Genomic DNA, 7,279 nt, shown 5'->3' on the forward strand with positions numbered 1-7,279 from the left:
GCCTGATCCTGCAGGTAAGAAGCCGTTACGCCGTGCCAACTGCTATGTCTTTCCGGTCATCCCGACCCCAGCCGGGAGCTGTCCGGAAGATTTGGCGCGCCTCACTGGGGCTAACCGGTCACGACAATACCGAGACGAAAACAACGACGCTCAGCGAGTCATGTCACACCCTGCCTACTCGTCAAGTGCCGTTGAGGGTGCCGGTTGCAAGATCATTTAGTGGAAGCGACTCGTGTCAAGCGTTTTCGGTCGCCGTGATGTGTTCAGGATCGCCGTGGTGTGATCAGTAAAGGCCTTTTCTCACCTCGACCACATTCGGCCGCAGTCGGCGGTGCCCCCGTGCGCAGCGCGTTATCTTGACCGTACTGCGGCCTCTCCTTTGTGGGCGTTTGGTTTCCCGTGCGGGCGGGCCGCCCGTCGGCTACTCGCAGGAACCATTGTTGCTGCGCAGTGGCCCTACCCCGCTCCGAAGGAGACAGCGGGGAAGATCGAGCGCGTCGTAGCTGAGGATGAGCCGATCGCGGTGGTGGGCGCGGCATGCCGTCTGCCGGGCGGCATCGATGATCTGGACGGGTTGTGGGCCGCGCTGCTGGAGGGGCGCGATTCGGTCGGTGTGGCGCCGCCCGACAGGTTCGACGCCGAGCGGTGGCTGTCGGTCAATCCCCGCCGCCGTGGCAAGTCGTACACGGTGGCGGGCGGGTTCTTGGAGGATGTGGCGGGCTTTGATGCCGGCTTCTTCCAGGTCTCGCCTCGGGGCGATGCGGCCCAAGCTGATGGACAGTCACAGCGCCTTGGGGACGATCGCCTCCTATGCGGCCAATCGAATCTCGTTTCACCTCGATCTGCGGGGGCCGAGCCTGGTGGTGGAGTCCGCGTGCTCGTCCTCTCTGGTGGCGTTGCATCAGGCGTGCGAATCACTCCACCGCGGACGTGTCGAGATGGCAGTGGCGGGCGGCGCCAGCCTGCTGCTGGCTCCGGCTGAGTTCGTCTCCACTGCTCACGCCAGGATGCTTTCGCGACGAGGCCGCTGTCAGACCTTCTCTGCTGCCGCGGACGGATATGTGCGTGGTGAGGGCGGCGGTCTGGTGGTGCTGAAGCGGCTGGCCGACGCCCAACGCGACGGGGATCGCATTCATGCGCACCGGTACCAACAACGACGGTCGCACACCTGGCATCTCGGTACCGACGCACGAGCGCAGCAGACGCTTCTGGAACAGGTCTATCGGCGGGCCGGAGTCGATCCGAGCGATCTTCTGTACGTGGAGGCTCACGGTACCGGGACGCCGGTGGGTGATCCGATCGAGTGCCGGGCGCTGGGCATGACGCTGGGTTCGGCTCGCGGGGCGGGCGATGCTCTGCCGATTGGCTCGGTGAAGACCAATGTGGGTCATCTGGAGGGCGCGGCCGGGATCGCGGGCCTGCTGAAGGCGATTCTGGTTCTCCGTCACGGTGTCATCCCGGCCTCCTTGCACGGTACGCCGCTCAACGAGGCGATCGATTTCGCCGCGCTCGGGCTCGATCCTGTCTCCGCCCTGCGTCCTGTCCAGGTGGGCGCGCGCTCCACGGTCGGCGTCAACTCCTTTGGGGCGGGTGGAAGCAATGCCCACGTGGTCCTCGCTCCGCCCCCGCCGGGAGCGGGTGCCGGTGCGCCGGAGGGGCACGGCATCGTGCCGGTCGTGGTCTCGGCGCGGACCCGTGACGCCCTCGTCGAGGCGGTGGCCCGGATGGGGCGGCGCCTGGACGGCCTTGACGAGGCCGACTTCTCCGATCTCGCCGCCACCTCGGCCCTCCGCCGTGACCGGCACGCCCGCTGCGCGGTGGTTCTGGCGAACACGGCCCGGCAGGCGGCCGACCGGCTGCGGGCGCTGGCGCGGTACTCACCCGATGTGAGGGCGGGAGCCGGTGCCCGGACGGTCGAACGCGGCAAGGTCGCGTTCGCGTTCTCCGGCAACGGTGCCCAGTGGGCTGGAATGGGAGCCGACCTCCTGGAGCGTGACCCGGTGTTCACCGCCGCGGTGGCGCGGGTGGACGCGCTTTTGACGCCGAGGCTGGGATGGTCGGTGGAGCGGGACCGCGGGCGGCCAAGTCCGGGAGCTCTGCCCCGACGGAGATCGCGCAGCCGTTGCTGTTCACCGTGCAGGTGGCCGCGGTGTCGGTGTTGGCCGAGCGGAGGATCAGGCCGGCGGCGGTGGTGGGGCACAGCGTCGGGGAAGTCGCTGCGGCCTGGGCCGCAGGGGCGTTCGATCTGGCGGCGGCATGTCACGTGATCGCCGAACGCAGCCGGGCCCAGGCCTCGACCGCGGGCAGCGGGCGGATGGCCGCCATTGGGCTCGGCGGCGAACAGGCACGGTTTCTGCTGGCTCCGTACGAGGGGCGGCTGGAGGTCACGGCGTTTAACAGCGACCGCGACGTCACGGTCGGCGGCCCGCTGGAGGCACTGGAGCAGCTGGGCGAAGACCTCGCTGACCGAGGTGTCTTCTTCCGGCTGCTCGATCTCGACTACGTGTTCCACACCGCGGCGATGGACGGCATCGATTGGCTGCCGGAGGCGCTGGAGGGCATCGGGGCCCAGACAGCCGAGACGGCTTTTGCCTCCACCGTCACCGGCGGGGTCATCGACACGCGCACACTGGGACCCCACTACTGGTGGGACAACGTGCGAAGGCCGGTGCGGTTCGCCTCCGCCGTCCAAGACCTGCTCTCGCTGGGATGCGACACCTTCGTCGAGAGCGGCCCTCATCCCGTTCTCAAGGGTTACCTCGCCCGGCTGTGCTCGGAGTCCTCCTCGCAGACCGCTGTCGTGCCCACCCTGGCCCGCGACGTCGACGGAACCGCCGCGCTCGGCACCGCGCTCGCTCACCTGCTGGCCGTCGGCGCCCAAGTCGATTGGAGGGTGTGGTTTCCCCGGCCGGCGCGGGTGGTGGGCCTGCCGGCCTATCCCTGGCAGCGCGAGCGGCACTGGCACGGCGCTCCGCACGGTGGAACGACCGTTCGGCGGTCGGCGGCACCGGCCATCCGCTGCTGGGCGAGCGGCTGGCGGCGCCCGAGCCCGCCTGGGAGTGCGATGTGGAGCCCGATCGGGTGCCGTGGGTGGGCGACCACACGATCGGCCAGACCGGGGTCATGCCCGCCGCCGCCTTCGCCGAGATGGCGCTGGCCGCGGGCGTCCAAGCCGTCGACGCTCCCGTCGAGGCCATCGGCCTGCACATCGACACCGCCCTGGCCCTCCCCTGGAACGACGACGCGATGGACGTGCGGCTGCGCACCTCACTCAGCCCTGACGACGGCATCACGCGGATCAGCAGTACCGACGGCGCGGGTTCCACCTGGCAGGAGCACGCGCGGGCCCAAGTACGCCGCCTGCTGCGTCCCAGGCCCGACCCGCTGGACCTTGCGGTTCGGGCCCCAGGCCAGGCCGATGACGGAGAGCAGACGGCCAAGGACCACTACGCCTACCTGTCCGAATGCGGCCTGGCCTATGGTCCGCGCCTTCGTGTGCTGCGCGATCTGCGGACGACCGAGAGCACCGCCAGGGCGCGCTACACGCTGCCGCCGTCCGTCGGCGCGACCTACCACGCCCACCCGGTGGTCATGGACGCCGCGCTGCAGGCCGCGCTAGCGCTCATGCCGCGCGACGGCCGCGTCTACCTGCCGGTGTCCGCCGAGGCGGTGCGGTGCTGGCAGACCCCGGACACCATCGGCGGCGTCGAGGTACGGGCACGCGCGATCACCTCCGGCGAAGGCGTTGTCGACATCACGATCACCGACTCGCACGGCTCGGTCACCGTCACGATGTCCGAAGTACGGATGAAGACGCTGGAGGCGCACCATCGCCGACCCACGGAGTTCTACACCACCGAACTGCGGGCGGTGCCGCTGGCCGGCACTCCGGCCCCGCCCTTCACGGCGGCTTAGCTGTCGGAGGCGACCCGCGCCGAGCGGAAGGCGCTGCTGCGCGGCTGGTACGACGGCGGCGAGGGCGGTCTGGCCGCTCGGACCGGCGAGCTCGGCGGCCACTTCTTCACCCAGGCCATGCAGGAGATGCTGCCCGGCGAACATGAGTTCACGCTCGGCCGGCTGCTGGCCGCGGGACTGCGCCCCGACAGAGAGCTGCTGGCCCGCTCACTGGCCCAGATGGCCTGCGACGGCGGCCTCATGGCGCCTCTGAGCGGCCCCACCGCGGACCCCCGCTGGAAGATCGTCGCGGCGTCGCGCCCGGCGGCCGTCCTCCAGGCGATGGCCGCCGACCTCCCGGCCGAGGCGTCCCTTCCTGGCCCTGTGCGCCCTGTGCGGCAGCCATCTGGCGCCCATGCTCCGCGGTGACCTCGATCCGGTGGACCTGGTGTTCAACGGCGCCGACCGCGACCTCATCGAGCAGGTGTACAGCACCAGCGCCCCGGCCCGGCTGGGCCGGCAGGCGGCCGTCATCTACCTGCGCGGGTACCTGGCGCGATGGCCGGCCGATCGGCCGCTCAACGTCCTGGAGATCGGCGCGGGCACGGGCGGCACCACCGCGTTCCTCCTCCCGCTGCTTCCCCCCGAACGCACCAGGTACGTCTTCACCCGACGTGTCGGCCGGCTTCTTCACCCGAGCCCAGGAACGCTTCGCCGCCTTCGACTTCATCGAGTACCACACCCTGGACATCTCCGCCGACCCCATCGCCCAGGGCTTCACCGAAGGCGAGTTCGACCTGGTGGTCGCCGCCGACGTCCTGCACGTCGCACCGCAACTGAAGCGGGCCCTGCACCACGTGACCTCGCTGCTGCGCGACCACGGAGCCCTGCTGGCCCTGGAGGGCAGCGACCCCCGCGTCCTGGACCTGTGCTTCGGCGGCCTCGACGGCTTCTGGCAGTTCACCGACGCGCCCCTGCGCACCCGCACCTGCTTGCTGCCCGCCGACCGGTGGATGCCACTGCTCACCGAATGCCGCTTCACCGATGCCGCTTACGCCACCCAGGACCTCGATGTCGACGACGGTGACCACAGCGTCATCGTCGCCGCCCGCGCTGCCCGCGGCACGGAGTCTCCGCCCCCGCCTCCGGTCGCCCGGGACGAGCGCGATGCCGCACGGTGGCTTGTCATCGCCGAGCGTCCCGACAGCGACCTCGCCCGTCGGCTGGTCGACGCTTTGCGGCAGTCCGGCAGCCCCGAAGTCGCGCTCGTGGCCGCCGGCGCCTCCCCCCACGCCCGGCGCCCGCTGCTGCGCGCCGAGAATCCGCCCGGCATCGTCGTGCTGCTCGATGAGGCGGCGCCGACCGCCTCATCGCCCGGTCAGGACATCACCGACCGCATGCTCCAGCGGGCCGCGATCCTCCGCGAGGTGGCCGCCGCCCGGCACCGGGACCCCTCGCCGGACCGTCGCCCCCTCGTCCTTGTCACCCGGCCCAGCGGAGCCCTGCCCTTCCCCGAGCGCCCCCTTGTGCCCGAGGACGCGGCCCTGTGGGGCATGGCGCGCAGCCTGGCCAACGAAGAGCCCGGTCTGGGCGTCCGGCGCATCTCACTGGACCGCAGCCGCGATCCCAACGGGGACGCCGAACGACTCGCCCAAGTGATCAACACCGACACCGCGGAGGACGAACTCGTCCTGACCCGCGGCGGGTGCTTCGCGCCGCGCACAGTGTCGCGCCTGCCCACCGCCTCCGCACCGACCGGCGTCCCCTTCCGCCTGCACATCGACCGCGGCGGCGCGGCACCGTCGCTGGCCTGGATCCAGCACACCGAGCAGGAACCTGGGCCCGGCCAGCTCGCGACCACCGTTAAAGCCGCCGCCCTGAACCACCGCGACGTCATGACCGTCGCCGGCTTGATCACCGAGAACACCTGCTCGGCCGGCTTCGAGCGCGACCGTGTGGGCATGGAATGCGCGCAATCGTCACCAGCGTCGGCCCCGGGGTGACGGCCTTCGCCCCCGGGGGACCGGATGTTCGCCCTCACCACCACCACGATGGCCTCTCACACCGTCACAGCCGCTCACCTGGCGGGCCACATCCCACCCGGCATGAAGGTCACCGAGGCCGCGACATTCCCCCTCGCCTTCGTGACCGTCCACCACAGCCTCACCGACCGCGCCGGCCTCCAGGCAGGCGAGACCGTCCTCGTCCACGGTGGCGCCGGCGGGATCGGCCTGGCCGTCCTGCAACACGCGCAGCACGTCGGCGCCCAGGTCATCGCCACAGCGGGGACCCCCGCCAAACGCCGCCTCCTGCGGCACCTGGACACCGACCACGTCCTCGACTCGCGCAGCCTGGACTTCGCCGAACAGGTTCTCCACCTCACCGCCGGTGAGGGAGTCGACGTCATCGTCAACTCCCTCACCGGCGAAGCCGCCTCCCGCAGCCTGGAACTCCTGCGCCCGGGCGGCCGGTTCATCGAACTGGGCAAGCGCGATCTCCAAGCCAACAATCGTCTGCTGCTCAAACCCCTGCTGGACAACCGCAGCCATCTGGCCGTCGACGTCAACCAGCTCATCACAGGCCCCGCCGACCGCATGCGGCGCCTTACCGAGGACATCACCCGTCACATCCACCCCGGCGTCTACCGGCCCCTTCTCCACAGCATCCACCCCGCGGCGCGGCTCCAGGAGGCCTTCACCCTCGCTCAGCACTTCCGTGGCATCGGCAAGGTCGTCCTCTCTTTCGAAGAGCACCCGCCGATCAGGCCCGCCCCCGCTCCGCTCCAACTCGACCCCCACGGCACCTACCTGATCACCGGCGGCCTCGGCGGCCTCGGCGCCGCCACCGCCCGCCACCTGGCCACCCTGGGAGCCCGCCACCTCACCCTCGTCGGCCGCCGCGGCGGCAGCACCCCCGAGGCCGCGGCCCTCCTCGCCGACCTGCGCGACCAGGGCGTCGCCGTCAACGTCCACGCCGCCGACGTCACCGACCCCGAGGCCCTCCGTGAGTTGATCGACTCCGCTCCCGTCCCGCTACGCGGCGTCATCCACGCCGCGATGGAACTCAGCGACGTCCTTCTTCGGGACTCCACCGACGCCACCTTCAGCGCCGCCCTCGGCGCCAAGGCCCAAGGCGCACACCTCCTCAACGCCCTCACCCGCAACCACGACCTTGACCTGTTCGTCCTCTACCGCTCGATCAGCTCGCTACTCGGCCTGCCGGGGCAGACCAACTACAACGCCGCCAACCTGTACACCGAAGCGCTGGCACGTTCACGGCGCCGGCACGGCCTGCCTGGCCTCGCCGTCGGCTGGGGACCCATCTCCGAGACCGGTTACGCCGCCCGCACCTACACCGAGGAATACCTCGGCCGACAGATCTCCGC

The 7,279-nt window shown here is 70.8% G+C and carries 5 protein-coding genes; all 5 read left to right on the forward strand.

Translation table 11 applies throughout. From position 1 onward, the window contains the following. Positions 1–758 precede the first annotated feature (758 nt). Complete coding sequence (locus tag E1264_RS37695) at positions 759–2,267, forward strand: type I polyketide synthase (RefSeq protein WP_243711417.1); 1,509 nt, start codon at positions 759–761, stop codon at positions 2,265–2,267. A gap of 442 nt (positions 2,268–2,709) precedes the next feature. Continuing rightward, positions 2,710–3,915, forward strand: coding sequence for a polyketide synthase dehydratase domain-containing protein (locus E1264_RS37705; protein WP_279491994.1), 1,206 nt, complete (start codon positions 2,710–2,712; stop codon positions 3,913–3,915). Between the two features lie 117 nt (positions 3,916–4,032). Next, positions 4,033–4,323 (forward strand): hypothetical protein, encoded by a 291-nt coding sequence (locus E1264_RS44110; RefSeq protein WP_165964580.1) that lies wholly within the window; start codon positions 4,033–4,035, stop codon positions 4,321–4,323. A gap of 245 nt (positions 4,324–4,568) precedes the next feature. Beyond that, the gene (locus tag E1264_RS37710) at positions 4,569–5,897 is read left to right on the forward strand and encodes a methyltransferase (RefSeq protein ID WP_165964581.1); all 1,329 of its coding nucleotides are present in this window, start codon (positions 4,569–4,571) and stop codon (positions 5,895–5,897) included. 102 nt (positions 5,898–5,999) lie between these two features. Next, the coding region (locus E1264_RS37715) for a type I polyketide synthase (RefSeq protein ID WP_165964582.1) at positions 6,000–7,279 on the forward strand (1,280 nt) is incomplete at its 3' end.

The organism is Actinomadura sp. KC216, from assembly GCF_004348535.1.
Taxonomy (GTDB): Bacteria; Actinomycetota; Actinomycetes; order Streptosporangiales; family Streptosporangiaceae; genus Spirillospora.

Bases quoted from the DNA above. Each gene is read 5' to 3' on its own strand.
- E1264_RS37705 (WP_279491994.1), top strand. From the start codon at position 2,710: ATGCGACACCTTCGTCGAGAGCGGCCCTCATCCCGTTCTCAAGGGTTA.
- E1264_RS44110 (WP_165964580.1), top strand. From the start codon at position 4,033: ATGCAGGAGATGCTGCCCGGCGAACATGAGTTCACGCTCGGCCGGCTG.
- E1264_RS37695 (WP_243711417.1), top strand. From the start codon at position 759: ATGCGGCCCAAGCTGATGGACAGTCACAGCGCCTTGGGGACGATCGCC.